Origin of the sequence: Streptomyces sp. AgN23, assembly GCF_001598115.1 — a bacterium.
GTDB classification, from domain to species: Bacteria; Actinomycetota; Actinomycetes; order Streptomycetales; family Streptomycetaceae; genus Streptomyces; species Streptomyces antimycoticus.
In genome coordinates this window covers 2,883,657-2,905,522 of record NZ_CP007153.1, presented here as the reverse complement: position 1 = coordinate 2,905,522, position 21,866 = coordinate 2,883,657, and the positions used below count along the sequence as shown (strand labels likewise).

Genomic DNA, 21,866 nt, shown 5'->3' with positions numbered 1-21,866 from the left:
GCCCGCGCCCCGCTACGGCCTGCCCGAGTCCGGCTCCGGACCTGCCCGCGTGCTGCCCGTGTCCTGGTGGCGAGGTGTGTGCGGGTCTGGACGTCAGGGGTTACCCGGCCATAGCGTCGGATCGACCGGACTGATCACCTCGGCCGCCGGGCGAAGGACGCGCCCCGGCGACCGGTATCCGCCCGCGACCCGGACCCGCATCCACCGGAGGCCGCCACCCATGTCCGCTGGCACCCTGCCGTCGTTCGATCCGCGTGACCCGCTGGGGCTCGACGATCTTCTCGACCCCGAGGACCTCGCGGTCCGCGACACCATGCGGCAGTGGGCCGCCGACCGTGTGCTGCCGCATGTCGCCGACTGGTTCGAGCGCGGCGAGGTGCCCGGCATCCGGGAGCTGGCCCGGGAGCTCGGCTCCCTCGGCGCGCTCGGGATGTCGCTCACCGGTTACGGCTGCGCGGGCGCGAGCCCGGTCCAGTACGGCCTGGCCTGTCTGGAGCTGGAGGCCGCCGACTCCGGGATCCGCTCCCTGATGTCGGTGCAGGGCTCCTTGTCCATGTACGCCATCCACCGCTTCGGCTCCGAGGAGCAGAAGCAGCAGTGGCTGCCCCGGATGGCCTCCGGCGAGGTCATCGGCTGCTTCGGGCTGACCGAGCCCGACCACGGCTCCGACCCGGCGGGCATGCGCACCTACGCCAAGCGGGACGGCTCGGACTGGGTGCTCACCGGCCGCAAGATGTGGATCACCAATGGCTCGGTGGCCGGGGTCGCGGTGGTGTGGGCCCGCACCGACGAGGGCATCCGCGGCTTCGTCGTCCCCACCGACGCGCCCGGCTTCTCGGCCCCCGACATCAAGCACAAGTGGTCGCTGCGCGCCTCGGTCACCAGCGAGCTGGTCCTGGACGAGGTGCGGCTGCCGGCCGACGCGGTCCTGCCCGAGGTCACCGGCTTGCGGGGGCCGCTGAGCTGTCTGGGCCACGCCCGCTACGGCATCATCTGGGGCTCGATGGGGGCCGCCCGCTCCGCCTTCGAGGCGGCGCTGGACTACGCGCGCGACCGCGAGCAGTTCGGCCGGCCGATCGGGGGCTTCCAGCTCACCCAGGCCAAGCTGGCCGATATGGCGCTGGAACTCCACAAGGGGATCCTGCTCGCCCACCATCTGGGGCGGCGCATGGCGGCGGGGCGGCTCCGCCCCGAGCAGGTCAGCTTCGGCAAGCTGAACAATGTGCGCGAGGCGATCGAGATCTGCCGTACGTCCCGGACGATTATGGGCGCCAACGGGATCTCGCTGGAGTATCCGGTGATGCGGCACGCCACGAATCTGGAGTCGGTGCTCACCTATGAGGGCACCGTCGAAATGCATCAACTGGTGCTGGGCAAGGCGCTCACCGGAATCGACGCCTTCCGGTGAGCGGCCCCGGGCGCCAGGCCCTGTCCGGGCCTAGCTCTGGTTGAAAAAGCCCGTGGCGTGGCCGGCCGGGCCGCTGACGATCTGGTAGTCCGCGGGGGTGAGGAGGAAGACGCGGTTGGCCACCCGGTCGATCGAGCCCCGCAGCCCGAAGATCAGCCCGGCCATGAAGTCCACCACGCGCTTGGCGTCGGCCGAGTCCATCGTCGTGAGGTTGACGATGACCGGAACGCCCTCCCGGAACATCTCGCCGATGCCGCGGGCATCCCGGAACCCGTCCGGGGTGACCGTGGCGATCCGGGCGCTGTGGTCCTGCGCGGTCTCGTCGGCCGCCCGCGCCCGCGGGTCGGTCATCCAGGAGTCGCCGGGCTCGGACCCCTCGGCGTAGTCGTCGTCGTAGTAGCGCTCGTCATCGCTGTCGTCGACGAGGCCAAGCCAGGCACTTGCCTTGCGTACCGATCCCATAGACGCCTCCTCTCCCTGATGGTGTGTACCGTCCGCCCCTCTATGGTCGTCCATGATGCGGATGGTCTGCCACGTGGATTGCGGCCGCACAGGGGATTCGTGACGTTACTGGTGCACAACGGCTGGCGCCATATCAGAGTTCCACCTGCTTATGGAGGCTGACGGAGCGATGGGTAGACTCCGCCGCGGCCGGGCGGGTGACGTCGGGGACATACGGGTGAACGGGGTTCGTGGTGTTTGGCATTATCCGGCCTTGTCGGCATCGGCTGTCGGAAAACCTGCGCACCGAGTGGATGGCGCATTTGTGCGGGCTGTGCCTCGCGTTGCGGGGTGATCACGGACAGTTCGCCCGCGTCGCCACGAATTACGACGGCCTGGTGATATCGGTGCTGGTGGAGGCCCAGGCCGGACGGTCGGACGGCTGGCGGCGCACCGCCGGGCCCTGTCCGCTGCGCGGGATGCGGACGGCGTCGGTCGCCCAGGGCGAGGGGGCGCGGCTGGCGGCCACCGTCTCGCTGGTGCTGGCCTCGGCGAAGGTACGGGACCATGTCGCGGACGGCGACGGGGCGTTGGCCCGGCGGCCGGTCGCCGCGGCCGCCCGCCGGGTGGCCGGCCGGTGGGACCGGGCGGGGGAGCGCAGCGGCGCCGCGCTCGGCTTCGACACCACCTTGCTGCTCGACGCGGTCGGCCGGCAGGCTGAGCTGGAGTCCCACGCGGGCCCCGGCACCCCGCTGCTGACCATCACCGAGCCCACCGAGACCGCGACCGCCGCGGCCTTCGGGCACACCGCCGTCCTGGCCGGGCGGCCCGGCAACCGGGCCCCGCTGGAGGAGGCGGGCGGGCTCTTCGGGCGGCTCGCGCATCTGCTGGACGCGGTGGAGGACCTGGCCGAGGACGCCGAGACCGGTGCCTGGAACCCGATCGCGGCCACCGGAGCCGACCTCGCCGAGGTCCGCAGGCTGTGCGACGACGCGGTGCACGGGGTGCGGCTGGCGCTCAAGGACACCGCATTCGCGAGCAAGGGCTCCGGCCGGCTCGCCCATGTGCTGCTGGCCCATGAGCTGGAGCGCGCGGTCGACCGCACCTTCGGCACCACCGGCTGTGCCCACCCCGGCCATGGCTCCGGCACCCCGGAGTCCTCCTACGGGCCGCCGCAGTCGCCGTGGATCACCCCGGGAGGCCCCGGCGGCGCCCCGCCGGAGCCGCCGGGGCGCCGCCGGGGGCTGCTCGCGGGCTGTCTGGTGTGGACCGGGCTCTGCTGCACCTGCCAGGTGTGCTGCCGGGATCCGTACCACGACCCGTGGAGCGGGCAGCCGCGCGAGGGCCTGTGCCATAAGTGCGGTGACTGTTGTGACTGTTGTGACTGCTGCAGCAACTGCGGCGACTGCTGTAGCTGCGACTGCTGTGATGGTTGTGACTGCGGCTGCGACTGCTGAGCGCGCCACTGGAGGTGCCCTGAAATGCCGTCGGTTGTCTACGGCGGCGTCGTGGCTGATCGCGCGGTTCCCGCGCCCCTTCAGGGCACCGGGCTATGAGGAGCGGGGGAACGGGGCAGGTGGTGCCGGAGCGCCTGAGGGGAGGGGCGCCCGAGGGGAGGGTGGAACGCGGAAGCGTGTGTGCGTGTGGGAAGGCCGAAGGCGCGTGACGACGCGGAAGTGCTGCGGCCACGCCGGGGGGAGGGAATTCGGCGGGCGCGGGCGAAGCCTCGAAGCGCTGGGGGACGGAAATCCCCTATGGCAGCGGAGGCGGGCGGTCAGCCCGAACAGGACGACGACCACACTCGACCGAAGTCGATGTGGTCGCGCGTGACCAGTCGCTGCCTTGAGTCCATGGGCCAAGTGGAGCAGCCATCCGCTTCCGCGTCAACCGCGGTGAGACGCGCTGCTCACAGTTCGGACAGCCTTGACAGCGCACCGTGGGGACGCCTTAACCTCAGCCCCATGTCGAGCTGAGGGGCTCGTCCGCCGAGCCGAGGGGCTCGGCCGTGTGTGAAGGCCATGCGTGTGTTCACTTCTGAACTCACGGAGCCTTCGCATGTCCCCGAACCCGGACCAGCCTTCCCGATCACCCGCCACGATCGTCATCGTCGGCGCGGGCCCGCGTGCCACCGGTCTGATCGAGCGCCTCGCCGCCAACGCCCCCGAACTCCACGGCGGCGGCGCCCCGTTGGAGCTGCACCTGGTCGATCCGCATCCGCCCGGTGGCGGCCGCATCTGGCGCCCGGACCAGTCCCCGCTGCTGTGGATGAACTCCATGGCCGAGGACGTCACCATGTTCACCGACGAGTCGGTGGAGCGCGAAGGACCCATACGCCCCGGCCCCTCCCTCGCCGAATGGGCCGTCCGGATCCGCGAGGGAGCGCCACCCGGCAGCCCCGCCCTGCCGCCCGAACTCGCTGCCGAAGCCGCCGCCCTGACCGGGCAGAGCTTCGCCACCCGCCGCCTCCAGAGCGCCTATCTGCGCTGGGTGTACGAGCGGTCGGTGGCCGGCCTGCCGCCCGGGACCACCGTCCATGAGCACCGGGACCGGGCCGTCCGCGTCACCGGGCCGCGCGACGGACGCCAGCAGGTGTGGCTGGAGGGGCGGACCGCCCCGCTCACCGCCGACGCCGTGGTCCTCGCCCTCGGCCACCTCGACGCCGAACCCGACGCCGAGCAGCGGGCGCTCACCGCCTTCGCCGCCGAGCACGGACTCGTCCACCTCCCGCCGGAGTTCACCGCCGACAGCGAGCTGAGCGTGCTGTGCCCCGGTGAGCCGGTGCTCGTGCGCGGCCTCGGCCTCGCCTTCGTCGATCTGATGGTGCTGCTCACCGAGGGGCGCGGCGGACGCTATGAGCGCGGCCCGGACGGGGAGTTGGCGTACCTGCCCTCGGGCCGCGAGCCCGTGCTGTACGCCGGTTCGCGGCGCGGCGTTCCGTATCACGCCAAGATCGGCTACTCGTTGAGCGGTGAGCGGCCCCCGGTGCCGCGCTTCTTCGGCCCCGCGCAGGTCGACGCGTTGCGCTCGCTTCCCGGACGTCCGGACTTCCGGCGCGACATCTGGCCGCTGATCGCCAAGGAGCTGGGATTCGCCCACTACCACCGGCTGTTCACCGCCCATCCGGAGCGGACGGCCGGGGAGTGGCCCGCGTTCGAGGAGAAGTACGCCGCCTGCCCGCCCGGCAGCCCCGAACTGGACGCCCTGGTCGCCGCGGCCGTCCCCGACCCGGCCGACCGGCTCGATCTCGACGCCCTCGACCACCCCCTGGCCGGGCTGCGGTTCCCCGGCCACGAGGCCCTGCAGCAGGGGCTGCGCACCCGTATCGAGGCCGACCTGGCCCGTCGGCACAACCCCGCGCACAGCCCTGACCTGGCCGTCTTCCTCGCCCTGCTCTCCGTCTACGGCCAGCTGATCCGGCTCGGCGACATCGGCGGCTGGTGGCACGGCTTCTTCAGCTACCTCGCCTCCGGCCCGCCCGGCCCACGGCTCGAGCAGTTGCTCGCGCTCTCCCGCGCCGGAGTGGTCCGCTTCCTCGGTGCCGAGACGACCGTGACCGCCGATCCGCTGCGCGGGGTGTTCCGGGCGAGCTCGGCCAGTGTGCCGGGCCACGTCGTCGAGGCCCGTGCGCTGGTCGAGGCCCGGCTGCCGGAGCCGACCGTGGACCGCTCCCGCGACACCCTGCTGCGCTCCCTGCACCGCGACGGCGCCGCCGCCACCCCGGCCGGACTGCTCGCCGTCAGCCCCGCCGACGGCCGGATCCTGGACCGGGCCGGCCGCCCGCATCCGCGCCGCTTCGCGCTCGGGCCGCACACCGACGCCCGTGCGTCGGGCGCCTTCGCCCGGCCCCGTACCAACGCCCCCGCGTTCCGGCAGAACGACGCCACCGCGCGGGCCCTGCTGCTGTGTCTGCGCGACCTGTCCTGTCGCGCCTCGCTCACCGCCTGAGCATCCCCCCGGGAAACCCGTCGCTCCCTTCGAAGGACCCTCCATGTCGCTGACGTCCGATCCACCTCTCCACAAAGCCGCCGAAAGCGGCGCAGAACGCGAGGACTACTCCACCCTCGAGGTCGTCCCGGTACGCAACCCCTGGCGCTGGGCCGCCGTTGCCGTCACCGCCGTCCTGGTGGCCCAGTTCGCCCACGGCCTGATCACCAACCCCGGCTGGGAGTGGGACGTCTTCGCCGACTTCTTCACCTCCCGGACCATCCTCAAGGCGGTCTGGATCACCATCCAGCTCACCTTCTACGGCACCGCGCTCGGCTTCGCCCTCGGGATCGTCCTCGCCTTTATGCGGCTGTCCCAGAGCCCCTTCCTGAAGTCGGTCGCCTTCACCTACATCTGGGCGTTCCGCTCCATCCCGCTCATCGTCCAGCTCCTCTTCTGGTTCAACCTCACCTATCTCTACAAGCGGCTCGACTTCGGCATCCCCTTCGGCCCCGGCTTCCTCTCCTTCGACACCGCGGGGCTGGTCGGCGCGATGAGCGCGGCGGTGCTCGGACTCGCCCTCCACCAGGCGGCCTACGCGGCGGAGATCGTGCGCGGCGGAGTCCTCGCCGTCGACGGCGGACAGCTGGAGGCGGCGGCCGCGCTCGGCATCCCCCGGCTGCGGCAACTGCGCAAGATCGTGCTCCCGCAGGCGATGCGGTCGATCCTGCCGAACGCCGCCAACGAGGTCATCTCGCTCTTCAAGGGCACCTCGATCGTCTCCGTCATGGCGATCGGCGAGCTCTTCTACCAGGTGCAGGTCATCTACGGACGCAACGGCCGGGTCGTGCCGCTGCTGATGGTCGCGACCGTCTGGTACATCATCCTGACCACCGTGCTCTCGATCGCGCAGTACTACGTCGAGCGCCGCTTCTCACGGGGAGCCACCCGATGACCGCCATGGTCGACATCCGTTCCGTCCACAAGAGCTTCGGGTCGCTGGAGGTGCTGCGCGGCATCGACCTGGAGGTGCGCTCCGGGGAGGTGGCCGTCGTCCTCGGGCCGTCGGGCTCCGGCAAGTCCACCCTGCTGCGCGCCATCAACCACCTGGAGAAGGTGGACAGCGGCTGGATCAGCGTCGGCGGCTCGCTGGTCGGCTACCGCCGCCAGGGCGACCGCCTCTACGAGCTGCGCGAACGCGAGATCCTCAAGCAGCGCACCCGGATCGGCTTCGTCTTCCAGAACTTCAACCTCTTCCCGCATCTGACGGTGCTGGAGAACATCGTCGAGGCCCCGGTCTCGGCCCTGCGCCGCCCCGGGAAAGAGGCGGTCCACAGCGCCGAGAGGCTGCTCGCCCGGGTCGGTCTGGCCGACAAGGCGGCCGCGTACCCCCGGCAGCTCTCCGGCGGACAGCAGCAGCGGGTGGCTATCGCCCGCGCCCTCGCCCTGGAACCCGAGCTGCTGCTCTTCGACGAGCCGACCTCCGCCCTCGATCCCGAACTGGTCGGCGAGGTCCTGGACGTCATCAAGGGCCTGGCCCACCAGGGCACCACGATGATCGTCGTCACCCATGAGATCGGCTTCGCGCGGGAGGTCGCCGACACCGTCGTCTTCATGGACGGCGGCCGGATCGTCGAGCAGGGCCCACCGGGCGAGGTGCTGGACGCCCCACGCCAGGAACGCACCAAGGCGTTTCTCTCCAAGGTCCTCTGAGGCCACCGATGTTCACGAGATCACCGAGGTCCGCGAGACGGCCGATGTCCACCAGGCCACCGATGTTCACCCATGCGAGGAGCACCCCTATGAAGACCCGCCGCACTCTCGTCGCCGCCGTCGCCGCCCTCACCGCCGCCGCCCTGCTCGGTGGCTGCGGCGACGGCGATGTCCGGGAGACGGTGGGCTCCACGGGCACGAAGGGCGCCAGCAGCATCAATATCGGCCCCGACCAGCACCGCGTCAGAGGGAAGAAGGTCGCCTCGATCGCGGCGAAGGTGCCGGCCGCGATCCGCGCGCGCGGCACCCTGCGTATCGGCGGCAGCGCCGACGCCTCCCCGCCGCTCGGCTTCTACGCGACCGACGACAAGACCCGGATCGGCTCCGAGATCGACCTCGCCACGCTGGTCGCCGACACCCTCGGGCTCAAGGTCGACTTCCAGGCGGTCTCCTGGGAGAACCTCTTCGTCGGCCTCGACAGCTCCAAGTTCGACGGCGTCTTCTCCAATGTGACGGTCACCGAGGAGCGCAAGCAGAAGTACGACTTCGCCACCTATCGGCTGGACGACCTCGCCTTCGAGGCCAAGAAGGGCACCTCCTGGCGGGTCAAGGGCCCGCGGGACGTGGCGGGCAAGACCGTTTCGGTCGCCTCCGGCACCAACCAGGAGAAGATCCTGGTCGACTGGAGCAAGCAGAACCAGAAGGCGGGCCGTAAGCCCGTGGACATCAAGTACTTCCAGAAGGACACCGACTACTACCTCGCCCTCCAATCGGGCCGTATCGACGCCTACTTCGGCCCCCACCCCACCTCCGCCTACCACGTCGCCTCGGCCGGCCAGACCCAGGTCATCGGCCGCTTCTCGGGCGGTGGCGAGCAGGTGCAGGGCAAGATCGCGGCCACCACCAGGAAGGGCAGCGGGCTGGTCGACGCCTATGCCGCGGCCCTGGACCACGTGATCGAGGACGGCTCGTACGCCAAGGTCCTCAAGCGCTGGGGGCTCGCCGGCGAGGCGGTGAAGAAGTCCGAGATCAACCCGCCCGGTCTGCCCACGCCGTGACCGTGCCCCCCACCCCCGACCCAGGAAGGCCCTGACCATGTCCGTACCGACCGGCACCCTGCACCTGGCCGCCGCCATCGACGGCGACGGGCGGTACCAGGCGCCGTACTACGTGGAGCTGGCCCGCCTCGCCGAGGAGGGCCAGCTCGACTTCATCACCCTGGACGACACCTTCGGCCCTCCGGGGCCGGGCCGGGGCAGGCTCGACGCGCTCGCCGTCCTCGCGCGTGTCGCGCCCGCCACCGGGCGGATCGGACTGGTGCCGACCGTCACCACCACCCACACCGAGCCGTTCCATGTCTCCTCCGCCGTGGCCACCTTGGACTGGGTCAGCCGTGGCCGGGCGGGCTGGCGGGTCGAGGTGTCGGCGACGGAGGCGGAGGCCCGGCTGGTGGGCCGCCGCCCCGCCGCGCCCGCCGGGGAGCTGTGGGCCGAGGCGGGGGAGGTCGCCGATGTGGTGGCCCGGCTGTGGGACAGCTGGGAGGACGACGCCGAGATCCGTGACACCGCCACCGGCCGCTTCATCGACCGCGACAAGCTGCACTACGTGGACTTCGAGGGCGCGCACTTCTCGGTGCGCGGCCCGGCCATCGTGCCCCGGCCGCCGCAGGGCCACCCGGTGGTGGCCGTCGCCGCCACCGACCCGGTGACCTGGCAGACCGCGGCCCGACACGCCGATGTGGTGTACCTCCGCGCCACCTCCCCGGAGGAGGCGGGCCGCATCCGCGACGAGCTGCGGCGCCGCGCGGTGGCGCACGGCCGGGAGGCCCGCGCGCTCACCGTGCTCGCCTCCGTCGCGGTGGACCTGGCCGACGGGGAGGGCGCGCCCGGGACCGGCCCGGCCGTGAACGCGCCGGTCGCGCTGACCGACACGCCCGGCGGACCTCCGCTGTACCGCGGGGGACCGGCCGGGCTCGCCGAGCTGATCACCGGCTGGGGCACCGCCGACGCGGTGGACGGCTTCCACATCACCCCCGTCGCCCCACGCCATGACCTGGAACGTTTCGTCAACGGCACCGTGGCGCTGCTCCGGCACCGAGGGCTGTTCCGCACCTGCTATCCCGGTGCGACACTCCGCGACCACCTGGGGCTTTCCCGTCCGGCCAGCCGCTACGCCCTGGAGCGGGAGGCCGCCCGATGAGCAGGCAGCACCAGCAGATCCATCTCGCCGCCCACTTCCCGGGCGTCAACAACACCACCGTCTGGACCGTCCCGCCCGCCGGCCCGACCACCACCCCCGGCCGATGCGCTTCGCGCAGCCCCGCTCTCGGAAGCCAGATCGACTTCGACTCCTTCGCGCATCTCGCGCGCACCGCCGAGCGCGGGCTGTTCGACTTCTTCTTCCTCGCCGAGGGGTTGCGGCTGCGGGAGCACAACGGCCGGATCCACGACCTCGACGTGGTCGGCAGGCCCGAGTCGATCACCGTGCTGAACGCACTCGCGGCCGTCACCGAACGGCTGGGGCTGGCCGCCACAGTCAACGCCACGTTCAACGAACCGTACGAACTGGCCCGCCGGCTGGCCTCCCTGGACCATCTCAGCGGGGGCCGCGCCGCCTGGAACGTGGTCACCTCCTCCGACGCCTTCACCGGCGAGAACTTCCGGCGCGGCGGCTTCCTGGACCGGGCCGACCGCTACACCCGGGCCGCCGAGTTCGTCGCCACCGCCCGTGAGCTGTGGGACTCCTGGACGCCGGACGGCACCCCCCGTCCGTTCGCCCACACCGGCCGGCACTTCACCATCGACGGCGAGTTCGGCGTGCCACGCTCACCGCAGGGCCATCCGGTGGTGATCCAGGCCGGGGACTCCGACGAGGGACGGGAGTTCGCCGCCTCCGCCGCCGACATCATCTTCACCCGGCACGGCTCGCTGGAGGCCGGGCGCGCCTTCTACGCCGACGTCAAGCGGCGGCTCGCGCGGTACGGGCGCGCCCCGGAGGAGCTGAAGATCATGCCCGGGGTGACCCTGGTCCTCGGCGACACCGCGGCCGACGCCCAGGAGAAGGCCGCCGAGATCCGGCTCCAGCAGGTCTCCCCGCAGACCGCGCTGCTCACCCTGGAACAGATCTGGGGTGTGGACCTGTCCGGCTACGACCCGGACGGGCCGCTTCCGGACATCGACCCCGACCCCGACTCGCAGCTGGCCCAGGGCCGGGTGCGGCATGGCGATCCGCTGGCCGTCGCCGCCAAGTGGCGGGCGCTGTCGGAGGAGAAAGGGCTGTCCATCCGGCAGACCGTCATCGAGGCGAACGGGCGTCAGTCGTTCATCGGCACCCCGGAGGCGGTCGCCGCGCAGATGGCGGAATTCGTCGCCGCCGACGCCGCCGACGGCTTCATCCTCGTACCCCATCTGACCCCCGGCGGGCTCGATGACTTCGTGGACCGGGTGGTGCCGCTGCTTCAGGAGCGGGGGGTGTTCCGCACCGCGTACACCGGTACGACACTCCGTGACCACCTGGGACTTCCCTTTCCGGGGGAGCGGGGCTGAGCGGCTTCGCACCGGCCCGGCCGCGGGGAGGTGACCGGTCGGCGCCATAGCGGAACCCGATCGCCCGCGCGTCCGTCTCAGGGGTTACCCAGGGGATGGGAGCACAAGCCCCGGCGGCCTGAACCCGCCGGGGCTATGTGGCATGTGCCCGACGACTGTTCCGAATTGTCCTCTTGCGCGGTCTGCCCGCGGCCACGAATACTTCCGGAAGCGCTTGTCAGGGGCACGCCGAATTGGGTCGTATCGGTCGTCGGTGTGCTCATTGACTGCGCCTCACGGGCCTGCCCACCCAGGCGGACCCCCGATTCCCCCGGAGGAAGAGTTGAGGATCAAGCGCAACGCCCCCCACGGCAAGCAGGCGAGACGCATCGCCCTGATCGCCGCGACCTCCGCCCTGGTGGCGGGAGCGGCACTCGCCGCCCCCGCCGCCTACGCCGGAAGCGAAGGCACCCGCACCTTCAGTGCGGCGGAGGCCAAGTCGGCGAGCAACGCCGTCCTCGAGGCCGATGTCGCGGGCACCGCCTGGTACGTCGACAAGGCGACCAACAAGCTCACGGTCACCGCCGACAGCACGGTGTCCCAGGGCGAGATAGCCAAGATCAAGAACACCGCCGGTGCGAGCGCCGACGCGATCGAGATCAAGCGGACCCCCGGCAAGATTCAGAAGCTGATCTCGGGCGGAGACGCGATCTACGCGAGTAGCTGGCGCTGCTCCCTCGGCTTCAACGTGCGCAACAGCAGCGGGGCCAACTACTTCGTCACCGCCGGTCACTGCACCGACGGTGCGGGCACCTGGTGGTCGAACTCCGGCCACACCACCACCATCGGCCCGACGGCCGGCTCCAGCTTCCCGACCAACGACTACGGTCTGGTCCAGTACAGCGGCTCGGTCACCCCCCAGGGCACCGTCGGCAGCCAGGACATCACCTCGGCCGCCAATCCGACCGTTGGCCAGACGGTCACCCGGCGCGGCTCCACCACCGGCATCCACAGCGGCCGGGTCACCGCGCTGAACGCCACGGTCAACTACGGCAATGGCGACATCGTCTACGGCATGATCCAGACCACGGTCTGCGCCGAGCCCGGCGACAGCGGCGGCCCGCTCTACGCCGGCTCCACCGCCCTCGGCCTCACCTCCGGCGGCAGCGGCAACTGCACCTCCGGTGGCACCACCTTCTTCCAGCCGGTCGTCGAGGCGCTGAACGCGTACGGCGTGAGCGTCTACTGATCGGCGCCGTTCCTTCGCTGATCATCTCCGCGCCAGGCTGAACGAGAGCCCCCGTCCGGGCCACCGGACGGGGGCTTTCCGTGCCTCCGGGCAGGGCCCCCGGGGGCCTTTCCGTGCCTCCGGAAGGGGCTATTCCGTGACCCTCCCCACTGTCCGGCGGGCGGACTATCGTGGACATGTAACCCATGAGGGGCATTGTTCGCGATACGGACGGCAGGTGGCCGTGATGGTCGATGCGCTCGTGACATTGATAGTGGTACTGGCTTGCCTCGGCGCCCTTGGCGCGCTGGCCGCGGCCCGGGTGGTCAAGCAGTACGAGCGGGGTGTGGTCTTCCGGCTCGGGAGGCTGCGCTCGGATATCCGGGGGCCCGGGTTCACCATGATCACTCCGGTGGTCGACCGGCTCCAGAAGGTCAATATGCAGATCGTGACGATGCCCGTGCCCGCCCAGGAGGGCATCACCCGGGACAATGTGACCGTGCGGGTCGACGCCGTCGTCTACTTCAAGGTCGTGGACCCGGCCGAAGCGCTCATCGCGGTCGAGGACTACCGCTTCGCCGTCTCCCAGATGGCCCAGACCTCGCTGCGGTCGATCATCGGAAAGAGCGATCTGGACGATCTGCTCTCCAACCGGGAGAAGCTCAACCAGGGCCTCGAGCTCATGATCGACAGCCCGGCCGTCGGCTGGGGCGTCCATATCGACCGGGTGGAGATCAAGGACGTCTCGCTGCCGGAGACCATGAAGCGGTCGATGGCCCGCCAGGCGGAGGCCGACCGGGAGCGCCGTGCCCGGGTCATCAACGCGGACGCGGAGCTGCAGGCGTCGCGGAAGCTGGCCGATGCCGCCGCCCAGATGGCGGACACCCCCTCGGCCCTCCAGTTGCGGCTGCTGCAGACGGTGATGGCGGTCGCCGCCGAGAAGAACTCCACGTTGGTGCTGCCCATCCCGGTCGAGCTGCTGCGCTTCCTGGAGCGTGGCGCACAGGAGATCCCGGCCGCGGCCCGGGCGGAGGGCGGGACGGAGGGCGGCGCCCCGGCCGCCGGTCCGGCCACCGCCCCGGAGCGGGAGGCCGCGCCCGCGCAGCCGGCCCAGCCCGCCCGGCAGGCGATGCCGACGCTCACCGAGCGCGAGCCGGAGCCGCATGCCGTGGACCGGTGAGGTGAAGCCCGCCGCTCCCGCCGGAGGTGATCTGATCCGCTAAGAGGATCCGCCAAGAGGGCTCTCGCCGGAGGGACTTCGGCAAGGGATCCACGCGGGGTTGATTCGCCCGGTTTGACGTCCTGTCCGGATACCTGATTCGGTGCCCGTACACCCAGAAGGTGTGCGGGCACCGCCATGTCCGGACATGAGGGCGCCGGGTAAATTTCACGCCCATGACGTGAACGCACCCTTGTGCGCGGCCGGTGGTGGTGGGAATACTCGGCGGCGCAATTTGGCATGAACGCGCCCCTGGGTGGGGAGAAGCGCCATGTCACTACGCCCTCCGGGCCCTGGCACCCCACTGCCGTCGGGCCCAACCCCCCACTGGAAGGCAGAGACTTGAAGCACCGCCGCATACCCAAGCGTCGTGTCGCCATAGCCGGAGCCGGCATCGCGGCCCTGGTCGCCACGGGCATCACCCTGCAGAGCGCCAACGCCGCCCCCGGTGAGACCCAGCCCGACACCCTCTCGGTCGGCGCCGCCGGAAAGCTCGCCAACACCCTCACCTCCTCGCTCAAGAGCGACACGGCGGGTGCGTACTACGACGCCAAGACCAAGAAGCTCGTCGTCAACGTGGTCAACAAGGGCGTCGTGGACAAGGTCCGGGACGCCGGGGCCGAGGCCAAGGTCGTCAAGCACACCCTGGCCGAGCTGAGCAAGGCGCGTCAGACGCTCAAGGAGAAGGCCACCATCCCCGGCACCTCCTGGTCGGTGGACCCCAGAAGCAACAAGGTCGTCGTCACCGCGGACAGCTCCGTCAAGGGCGCCCGGATGGCCACCCTCGACAAGGTCGCCGACGCGCTGGGCGACAAGGTCGAGGTGAAGCGCTCGGCCGGTAAGTTCTCCACCTTCATCGCCGGTGGCGACGCCATCTGGGGCGACGGCGGGCGCTGCTCGCTGGGCTTCAACGTGGTCAAGGGCGGCCAGCCGTACTTCCTGACCGCCGGTCACTGCACCGAGGCCATCAGCAGCTGGTCGGACTCGCAGGGCGGCGAGGAGATCGGCACCAACGAGGGCAGCGACTTCCCCGGTAACGACTACGGGCTGGTCAAGTACACCAAGGACACCGACCACCCGAGCGCGGTCGACCTCTACAACGGCAGCACCCAGGCCATCTCCAAGGCCGGTGACGCCACGGTCGGCCAGAAGGTGACGCGCAGCGGCTCCACCACCCAGGTGCACGACGGCGAGGTCACCGGCCTCAACGCGACCGTCAACTACCAGGAGGGGACGGTCGAGGGGCTGATCCAGACCACGGTCTGCGCCGAGCCCGGCGACAGCGGCGGCGCGCTCTTCGCGGGCGACACGGCCCTGGGTCTGACCTCCGGCGGCAGCGGTGACTGCTCCTCGGGCGGCGAGACCTTCTTCCAGCCGGTGCCGGAGGCGCTGCAGGCGTTCGGCGCCGAGATCGGCTGACCTGGGACGCGTTTCGCTCCCGCGGTCCGCTCCGTGTGAACAGGAGCAGGCCCCCGGACACCCGTGGACGGTGTCCGGGGGCTTTCCCTTTGCCGCGCTCAGCCTGTCGTGCTCATCGCTGTGCCCGGCGGTCGTTCAGCCGGTCGGCGCCCGAGGTCGGACGGTCAGAACTCGAAGACCATCGTCGGGGCCGCGCTCTTGAAGCAGTTGTTCGCGAAGGTGTGCTCGTACGACACCCGGCGGCCGTCCCAGATCCCTTCGGCGGTGACCGTGATGGGGTGCCACTCCTTGGTGCACACCCGGCCGGGCTCCGCGCCGGTGCGCAGCTGGCCGAACGTGCCGCCCACGGAGCGGAGTTCGGCGCATGCCTTGGCGGGGGCCGGGTGGGTGCCGGTGGCGGTGGGGCGACAGCTCAGTGTCACCGCTCGCTGGACCTCGGTCGTGGCCCCGTCGGCCCCCCAGCCGACGGTGAGGACCAGCGCGGAGGGCGGGTACAGGCTCTGCGGCTTGGCGGGCTGGGCGCTGGCCGTGCCGCTCGTGCCGATCCCCAGCACGGCGCTTACGGCCAGAGCGGCTCCGAGCCCGATCGCCCCAGTAGTCTTCCGCATTTCGAACACTCCCTTGCTCGTCGTTGCAGATACCGGACGGAGTCTTACGCGGTGCGCGTCAGGAACGCACGTCGATCGAGCACTTCCGGTCGCTACAAGTAGTCGTTCGGTGGCTTATTGTCGCGTGCGGGAGATGGCCGGGCGCGGAACGCCGCGTGGCGACCGGGTGCGCGGCGGCGCGCGGATTGCGCCCCTCAGGGGACCCGGTGCCGTTTCGCGCCCCCGGTGGAGGGCGTGCTCAGCGAGGTGCCCGAGGTGCTCAATCGATTCAAGGGCGCTCAGGTGGGCAATCCCGGCTGATGTCCATGATGTCTCTGGGGCGAGGGCTGTCGCATGCCCCGCTGGAGCGAGAACCTGCCGGGGCAAGCTGACCGGTGGTGGCCCCTAGTCCAGCTCTCCGCTCAGGGCCCCGGACTGCCGGCCCCAGCCGTAGCCGCGCCCCACGCGCAACCGCAGCACCAGCCGTCGCTCGGCCACCATCGCGGTGCGGAACTCCTCCCAGTCCGGATGGTCGCCCTGGATCGCGCGGTAGACCTCCACCAGCTCATCGGCGGTGGCGTCATGGGGGTCGGCGGCGACCGGCGTCAGCTCGGCGTCGCCCTCGGCGACCAGATAGGAGGAGTGGTCCCCGCTGGTGACGTAGAAGCTCGCACGCGGATCGCGGCGCAGATTGCGGGTCTTGGCGCGGTCATCGGTGACCGAGATCCGGATGAGGCGCGTCGCGGGGTCATAGGTGAAGGCGACGTTGGACAGCTGCGGCCGTCCATCGCGCTTGAGGGTGACGAGCGCGCCGGTGCGCTGCTCCCGTAGCAGATCGAGCAGGGATCCCTCCGTCATGGTGATCAGCATACGCGCGGGCCGGTGGCCGGCCCATGGATGCGACGACCGGCTTCCGCGCGGAGCGTTCACAAGGCGACACGCGGGACTAAAGGGTGTTTTAGGTGCTTATGGTGGAGAGGGAAAGCGCGATCGGATCGACTCGCACGCTTGTTCGAGAATGGGGTTATGGTGGGGCGTGGGACAAGCAGGGTCGGTCAGGGGGTGTGAGCAGCGGGAGGTGCGGATGCCAGGCTTCACGCATCTGCACACCGCGTCCGGGTTCTCCATGCGGTACGGGGCCGCGCACCCGGAACGGCTGGCGCAGCGTGCCGCCGAGCGCGGGATGGACGCGATCGCGCTGACCGACCGCGACAGCCTCGCCGGAGCGGTGCGGTTCGCCCGGGCGTGTGAGCGCGCGGGGGTGCGGCCGCTCTTCGGGGTGGACCTCGCCGTACGGAGGGAGGATCCGGAGCCGGGGCGCACCGTTCGGCGCCGTACGCCGGTGCGCGGCGGTGCGTTCATCGACGAGTCCACGCCCCGGGCGGTCTTCCTCGCCCGGGACGGCGCGGCCGGCTGGGCCGCGCTGTGCGGGCTGGTCTCCGCCGCCCATGCGGGGCTCACCCACTCCGGATCCGCCCGGACGAACGGCGACGGGCCGCCCCTGCTGCACTGGCGCGACCTGGTGAGCGACCCCGGCGCGCTCGCCCCGCTGACCGTGCTGCTCGGCCCGGACTCCGACGTCGGCCGGGCCCTGGCCGCCGGGCGCCCCGACCGGGCCGCGCGGCTGATCACCCCCTGGCGTGAACTCTTCGGCGACGCGCTGCGGCTGGAAGCCGTATGGCACGGCCGCACCGGCACCGGACCGGGCTCGCTGCGGCTCGCCGCCCGTACCGTCGGCTTCGCCGCCGACCAGGGCATCCCGGCCGTGCTGAGCAACGCCGCCCGCTACGCCGATCCGGGGGAGGGGCCGGTCGCCGATGTCCTCGACGCGGCCCGCCGGCTCGTCCCCATCGACCCGCGCACCCCCGGGGCGCTCGACAGCGGTGAGCGCTGGCTCAAGGGGCCCCGGGACATGGCGAAGGCGGCCGAGCGGATCGTGGAGGCGGCCGGGATGCGGCGGGACGCCGCGCACCGCCTGCTGGAGGAGACCCGGCGCACCGCCGCCGCGTGTCTGGTCGACCCCGAGGACCACATCGGCCTGGGCAGTGTCCACTTCCCCGAGCCCCGGCTGGTCGGGGTCGGGCGGCGGAGCGCCGAGCGGGTGCTGCGGTCGCACTGCGCCGCCGCCATGGTGCTGCGGGGGTACGACCGGGACCGGGTGCGCTGGGAGCGGCTCGAGGACGAGCTGCGCACCATCGAACGGCTCGGCTTCGCCTCGTACTTCCTCACCGTCGCGCAGGTCGTCGACGACACCCGGGAGCTCGGCATCCGGGTGGCCGCCCGTGGCTCCGGCGCCGGATCGTTCGTCAACCACCTGCTGGGCATCACCCACGCCGACCCGGTGGCCAACGGCCTGCTGATGGAGCGCTTCCTGTCGGTGCGGCGCGCCGCGCTGCCCGATATCGACATCGATGTGGAGTCCGCGCGCCGGCTCGATGTCTATCGCGCGATCTTCGAGCGGTTCGGGGCGGAGCGGGTCGCGACCGTCTCGATGCCCGAGACCTACCGGGTGCGCCATGCCGTACGGGACGTGGGCGCGGCGCTCGGCATGGACCCGGCCGAGGTGGACCGGCTCGCCAAGTCCTTCCCGCATATCCGCGCCCGCGATGCCCGCGCGGCGCTCGCGGAACTGCCCGAGCTGCGAGCGGTCGCTGCCGAGCAGGAACGTTTCGGCAAGCTCTGGGACCTGGTCGAGGCGCTCGACGGGCTGCCCCGTGGCATCGCCATGCACCCCTGCGGCGTGCTGCTCTCGGACGCCGGGCTGCTGGCCCGTACGCCCATCGTGCCGACCAGCGGTGAGGGCTTTCCCATGTCGCAGTTCGACAAGGACGACGTGGAGGAGCTCGGACTGCTCAAGCTCGATGTCCTCGGGGTGCGGATGCAGTCCGCGATGGCGCACGCGGTCGCGGAGATCCGGCGGACCACCGGGCGGGTCGTGGACATCGACGACCCCGAACAGGTCCGGCCCGGCGATCCGGCCACCTACGACCTGATCCGCTCCACCGAGACGCTCGGCTGCTTCCAGATCGAATCGCCCGGTCAGCGCGATCTCCTCGGCCGGTTGCAGCCCACCTCCTTCCACGACCTCGTGGTCGACATATCGCTCTTCCGGCCGGGCCCGGTCGCCGCCGACATGGTCCGGCCCTTCATCGACGCCCGGCACGGCCGCAAGCCCGCGCGCTATCCGCATCCGGACCTGGAGGACGCGCTGCGCGAGACCCACGGGGTCGTGGTCTTCCATGAGCAGATCATCAAGATCGTGTCGATCATGACCGGATGTGAACGGGACCTCGCCGACGAGGCGCGGCGCGCGCTGTCCAACCCCGAGCGGCAGGGGCGGGTGCGCGCCTGGTTCCACGCGGAGGCGGAGAAGCGGGGCTATGCGCCGGAGGTGCGGCTGCGCACCTGGGAGATCGTCGAGGCGTTCGGCTCGTACGGCTTCTGCAAGGCGCATGCCGTCGCCTTCGCGGTTCCGACGTATCAGTCCGCCTGGCTCAAGGCGCACCATCCGGCCGCCTTCTACGCCGGGCTGCTCACCCATGACCCCGGGATGTACCCGAAGCGGCTGCTGCTGGCGGACGCGCGGCGGCGCGGGGTGCCGATCCTGCCGCTGGATGTGAACCGGTCGGGCGCCGCCTATCGAATCGAACTGACGTCTGGTGATTCTCGGGGCGGACGCGACAAGGAGGACAGGCGCAACAGGGGGAGCGGAGACCATATCGGTGTCCGGCTGGCGCTGAGCGACGTCCACGGCATCAGCGAGGCCGAGACCGAGCGGATCGCGGCCGGACAGCCCTACTCCTCGCTCCAGGACCTGTGGCTGCGCGCCCACCCCGGGCGGCCGGTCGCCGAACGGCTGGCCCAGGTCGGCGCGTTGGACGCGTTCGGCACCAGCCGCCGCGACCTGCTGCTGCAGATCGCCGAACTGCACCGGCAGCAGCGGGGCGCCGCCCGGCGCGACGCCGAGGGCCAGCTTCCGCTGGCCGAAACCGGCCCCGCCGCCCCCGCCGGGCTCCCCGACCTCGACGCGGACGAACGCCTCGGCGCCGAACTCGGCATCCTCGGCATGGACGTCTCCCGCCATCTGATGGGCGACCACCGGGACTTCCTGGAGGAGCTGGGCGCGATTCCCGCGAAGCGGCTGCGCGACGCGCCGCACGGGGAGGTCGTGCTCGTCGCCGGCGCCAAGGCCGCCACCCAGACCCCGCCGATCCGCTCGGGGCGCCGGGTCATCTTCACCACGCTCGACGACGGTACGGGGCTGGTCGACTGCGCCTTCTTCGACGACAGCCACGCGGCGTGCGCGCACACCGTCTTCCACTCCTGGCTGCTGCTCGTGCGCGGAGTGGTCCAGCGGCGCGGCCCGCGCAGCCTCAGCGTCGTCGGCTCGGCCGTGTGGAACCTCGCCGAACTGGCCCAGCTCAGGAAGGAGGGCGGCCTCGAAGCGGTCGCCGCGGAGCTGGCGGGGGCGAGGCCGGAGACGGCCGAGGCGGGATCCGACTCCGGTCGCGACTCCGACTCCGGCCGCGACTCCGACTCCGGCCGCCGCATCGAGATGCCCACCGGTTACGCCATGCACCCCTGGGCCGACCTCCAGCCCGCGGGCGACCAGGCCGCCACCGGCCGCAAGCTGTGGCATGCGAGCCCGGGGAGCGCGGGATGACGTCCGAGCACCTCCTCCCGGTCCATCCGTTGGGCACCGCCCTGCCGGGTGTCGTGGCCGCGCCCGGCGTTCGGGCCGCCGCGCGCTGGGGTGTCGCCGCGGCGGCCGACCGTGATCGGGAGGCGGGCTCGGCCGCCAGTGAACTGCCTTGTGGAGCTGTCGAGTTGGGGGATGCGACGGTCGAGGGGCCGTCGGCCGAGGACCGGGACCGGTACCGGGCCTCGGGTGGCGTCGGCAGTGGCGGCGAAGTGGCCGAGGGTTCGTCCGCCGGGTCCCGGGCCGGAGACCCGGGCGGCGGGGGTTCGGCTGAGGCGGGCGGAGGCGGCGGGGGCCGGGTCCCGGACGAGCCGGGTCAAGAGGGCGAGGTGCCGCATGTGTTGTACGTGCGGTTCCATCCCACGCCCGGGGAGGACGTCTACCAGGGCCTGCTCACCCTGCTCGGCGAGCTGACGCCCGTCGTCGAGGCGCTGCCGCCCGATGCCGCGTTCGCGGATGTGCGGGGTGCGCTGCGGTACTTCGGGCGGGACGCGGCGGGGCTGGCCGAGATCGTACGGGTCCGGGCGCTGGCCCGGTACGGCGTGGACTGCACCGTCGGCGTCGCCGCCAACCCCCTGCTCGCCCGTATGGCCGCCCACGAGGCCCAGGAGTCCGGCGCCCCGGCATCCAGGGGCGGCCGGTCCGGTGGCGGGTCCGGCGGCGGGTCCGGTGGCGGGTCCGGCCAAGCGGCCGGGTCCGTCCGTACCGTTCCCGGCGATCCGGACGCCGTCGCCGCGTTCCTGGCGCGCAAGCCGCCCATCGCCCTGCCCGGGGTGGGGCCCGCGACCGCGCGCACCCTGAGCGCGTACGGGCTGGACAGCGCCGCGCGGATCGCCGCCGCGCCGCTGTCCACCCTGCAGCGGATCCTCGGCGCGACGACCGCGCGCCGCGTCCACGCGTGGGCGCGCGGTATCGATCCGGCGCCGGTCACCCCGAACGCCCCCGCCCGTGCGATGGGCGCGGAACACCGCTTCCGGCACGACGAGTTGGACCCCGTCCGCAGGCGCCGCGCGCTGCTCACCCTCGCCGACGGGCTCGGTGTCCGGCTGCGGACGAGCGGGCAGGTCGCGGCCGCGATCAGCGTCACCGTACGCTACGCCGACCGCTCCACGACCACCCGCTCCCGCACCCTGGCCGAGCCGACCGCGCACACCCCGGCGCTGACCGCGGCCGCGTACGCGCTGCATGACGCGCTCGGGCTGCAGCGGGCCCGGGTGCGGTCCGTGGCGCTGCGCGTCGAGGGGCTGATGGACGCCGAACTCGCCTCTCATCAGCTCACGTTCGACCCCGCGGACGAGAAGTCACGCCGTCTGGAGGCCGCCGCCGACCGGGCCCGGGCCCGCTTCGGCATCTCCGCGGTCCGGCCCGCCGGATTCCTCGACGTCGCGTAACCCCGCCTAACTCACCAGTTTGTTGGGCGTCGTATGCCCCGCCGGATTCCTCGGCGTCGCGTAATCTCACCAGCACCACGGATGTCGGGTAACCCCACCAGTTTCCTGGTTGTCACGTAACCCGCCGGATTCCTGGACGTCGCGTGAAAAGGGTGTACACATTCCTTCACCGGCACATGGCTGGATGCCTTTGCTACTCGCGCGTAATTTCGATTGAGCGCACCACTTCTTGTGATCCGGATCGCAGGGCGCAGCGCAAGCGCACCGTCAGCGCACCCTCAGCGCGACTCTCTCCCCCACCAGCGAGGAGTTC

General features: G+C 71.8%; 16 protein-coding genes. 13 read left to right on the top strand and 3 right to left on the bottom strand.

All coding sequences use genetic code 11. From position 1 onward, the window contains the following. Window positions 1-220: 220 nt before the first annotated feature. Window positions 221-1,408, top strand: a complete 1,188-nt coding sequence (locus AS97_RS12675; protein WP_059146904.1) for an acyl-CoA dehydrogenase family protein — start codon at window positions 221-223, stop codon at window positions 1,406-1,408. A gap of 30 nt (window positions 1,409-1,438) precedes the next feature. Here the strand turns inward: AS97_RS12675 and AS97_RS12670 are convergent, their stop codons facing one another. After that, window positions 1,439-1,870, bottom strand: coding sequence for a cell division protein SepF (locus tag AS97_RS12670; RefSeq protein ID WP_059146905.1), 432 nt, complete (start codon window positions 1,868-1,870; stop codon window positions 1,439-1,441). A 233-nt stretch (window positions 1,871-2,103) separates the two neighbouring features. On the opposite strand from AS97_RS12670, the gene AS97_RS12665 reads away from it, so the two are divergent. From AS97_RS12665 to AS97_RS12620, 10 genes are all read left to right on the top strand, one after another. Then, window positions 2,104-3,306 carry a DUF5685 family protein gene (locus AS97_RS12665; protein WP_210567199.1) on the top strand — a complete coding sequence of 401 codons (1,203 nt, stop codon included), beginning with the start codon at window positions 2,104-2,106 and terminating at the stop codon, window positions 3,304-3,306. A gap of 598 nt (window positions 3,307-3,904) precedes the next feature. Further along, complete coding sequence (locus AS97_RS12660; protein WP_210564908.1) at window positions 3,905-5,794, top strand: FAD/NAD(P)-binding protein; 1,890 nt, start codon at window positions 3,905-3,907, stop codon at window positions 5,792-5,794. Between the two features lie 43 nt (window positions 5,795-5,837). Further along, window positions 5,838-6,728 carry an amino acid ABC transporter permease gene (locus AS97_RS12655; RefSeq protein WP_210564907.1) on the top strand — a complete coding sequence of 297 codons (891 nt, stop codon included), beginning with the start codon at window positions 5,838-5,840 and terminating at the stop codon, window positions 6,726-6,728. A gap of 5 nt (window positions 6,729-6,733) precedes the next feature. Next, a complete protein-coding gene (locus AS97_RS12650) occupies window positions 6,734-7,486 on the top strand; it encodes an amino acid ABC transporter ATP-binding protein (protein WP_185929933.1) in 753 nt (250 codons plus the stop codon). An 89-nt stretch (window positions 7,487-7,575) separates the two neighbouring features. Then, window positions 7,576-8,544 carry an ABC transporter substrate-binding protein gene (locus AS97_RS12645; RefSeq protein ID WP_086708689.1) on the top strand — a complete coding sequence of 323 codons (969 nt, stop codon included), beginning with the start codon at window positions 7,576-7,578 and terminating at the stop codon, window positions 8,542-8,544. A 37-nt stretch (window positions 8,545-8,581) separates the two neighbouring features. After that, the gene (locus AS97_RS12640) at window positions 8,582-9,685 is read left to right on the top strand and encodes an LLM class flavin-dependent oxidoreductase (protein ID WP_210564906.1); all 1,104 of its coding nucleotides are present in this window, start codon (window positions 8,582-8,584) and stop codon (window positions 9,683-9,685) included. Next, window positions 9,682-11,031 (top strand): NtaA/DmoA family FMN-dependent monooxygenase, encoded by a 1,350-nt coding sequence (locus AS97_RS12635; protein ID WP_059146912.1) that lies wholly within the window; start codon window positions 9,682-9,684, stop codon window positions 11,029-11,031. The genes AS97_RS12640 and AS97_RS12635 overlap by 4 nt, the downstream gene beginning before the upstream one ends. 322 nt (window positions 11,032-11,353) lie before the next feature. Continuing rightward, complete coding sequence (locus AS97_RS12630) at window positions 11,354-12,259, top strand: S1 family peptidase (RefSeq protein ID WP_059146913.1); 906 nt, start codon at window positions 11,354-11,356, stop codon at window positions 12,257-12,259. A 226-nt stretch (window positions 12,260-12,485) separates the two neighbouring features. Beyond that, entirely contained in the window at window positions 12,486-13,418 is a 933-nt protein-coding gene (locus AS97_RS12625) for a slipin family protein (RefSeq protein WP_059147017.1), read from the top strand. A gap of 381 nt (window positions 13,419-13,799) precedes the next feature. Beyond that, on the top strand, window positions 13,800-14,876 hold the full coding sequence (locus AS97_RS12620; protein ID WP_125758668.1) for a S1 family peptidase: 1,077 nt from the start codon (window positions 13,800-13,802) through the stop codon (window positions 14,874-14,876). A gap of 164 nt (window positions 14,877-15,040) precedes the next feature. Here AS97_RS12620 and AS97_RS12615 read toward each other — a convergent pair whose 3' ends face one another. Then, window positions 15,041-15,484, bottom strand: a complete 444-nt coding sequence (locus AS97_RS12615; RefSeq protein ID WP_059146915.1) for a subtilase-type protease inhibitor — start codon at window positions 15,482-15,484, stop codon at window positions 15,041-15,043. A gap of 384 nt (window positions 15,485-15,868) precedes the next feature. Next, the gene (locus AS97_RS12610; protein ID WP_236669879.1) at window positions 15,869-16,321 is read right to left on the bottom strand and encodes a PPOX class F420-dependent oxidoreductase; all 453 of its coding nucleotides are present in this window, start codon (window positions 16,319-16,321) and stop codon (window positions 15,869-15,871) included. Between the two features lie 226 nt (window positions 16,322-16,547). On the opposite strand from AS97_RS12610, the gene dnaE reads away from it, so the two are divergent. Together dnaE and AS97_RS12600 are read left to right on the top strand one after the other, a co-directional pair. Next, complete coding sequence (gene dnaE, locus AS97_RS12605; protein WP_210564905.1) at window positions 16,548-20,126, top strand: DNA polymerase III subunit alpha; 3,579 nt, start codon at window positions 16,548-16,550, stop codon at window positions 20,124-20,126. Window positions 20,127-20,491: 365 nt separating this feature from the next. Further along, window positions 20,492-21,553 (top strand): helix-hairpin-helix domain-containing protein, encoded by a 1,062-nt coding sequence (locus AS97_RS12600; protein ID WP_059147018.1) that lies wholly within the window; start codon window positions 20,492-20,494, stop codon window positions 21,551-21,553. Window positions 21,554-21,866: the final 313 nt, after the last annotated feature.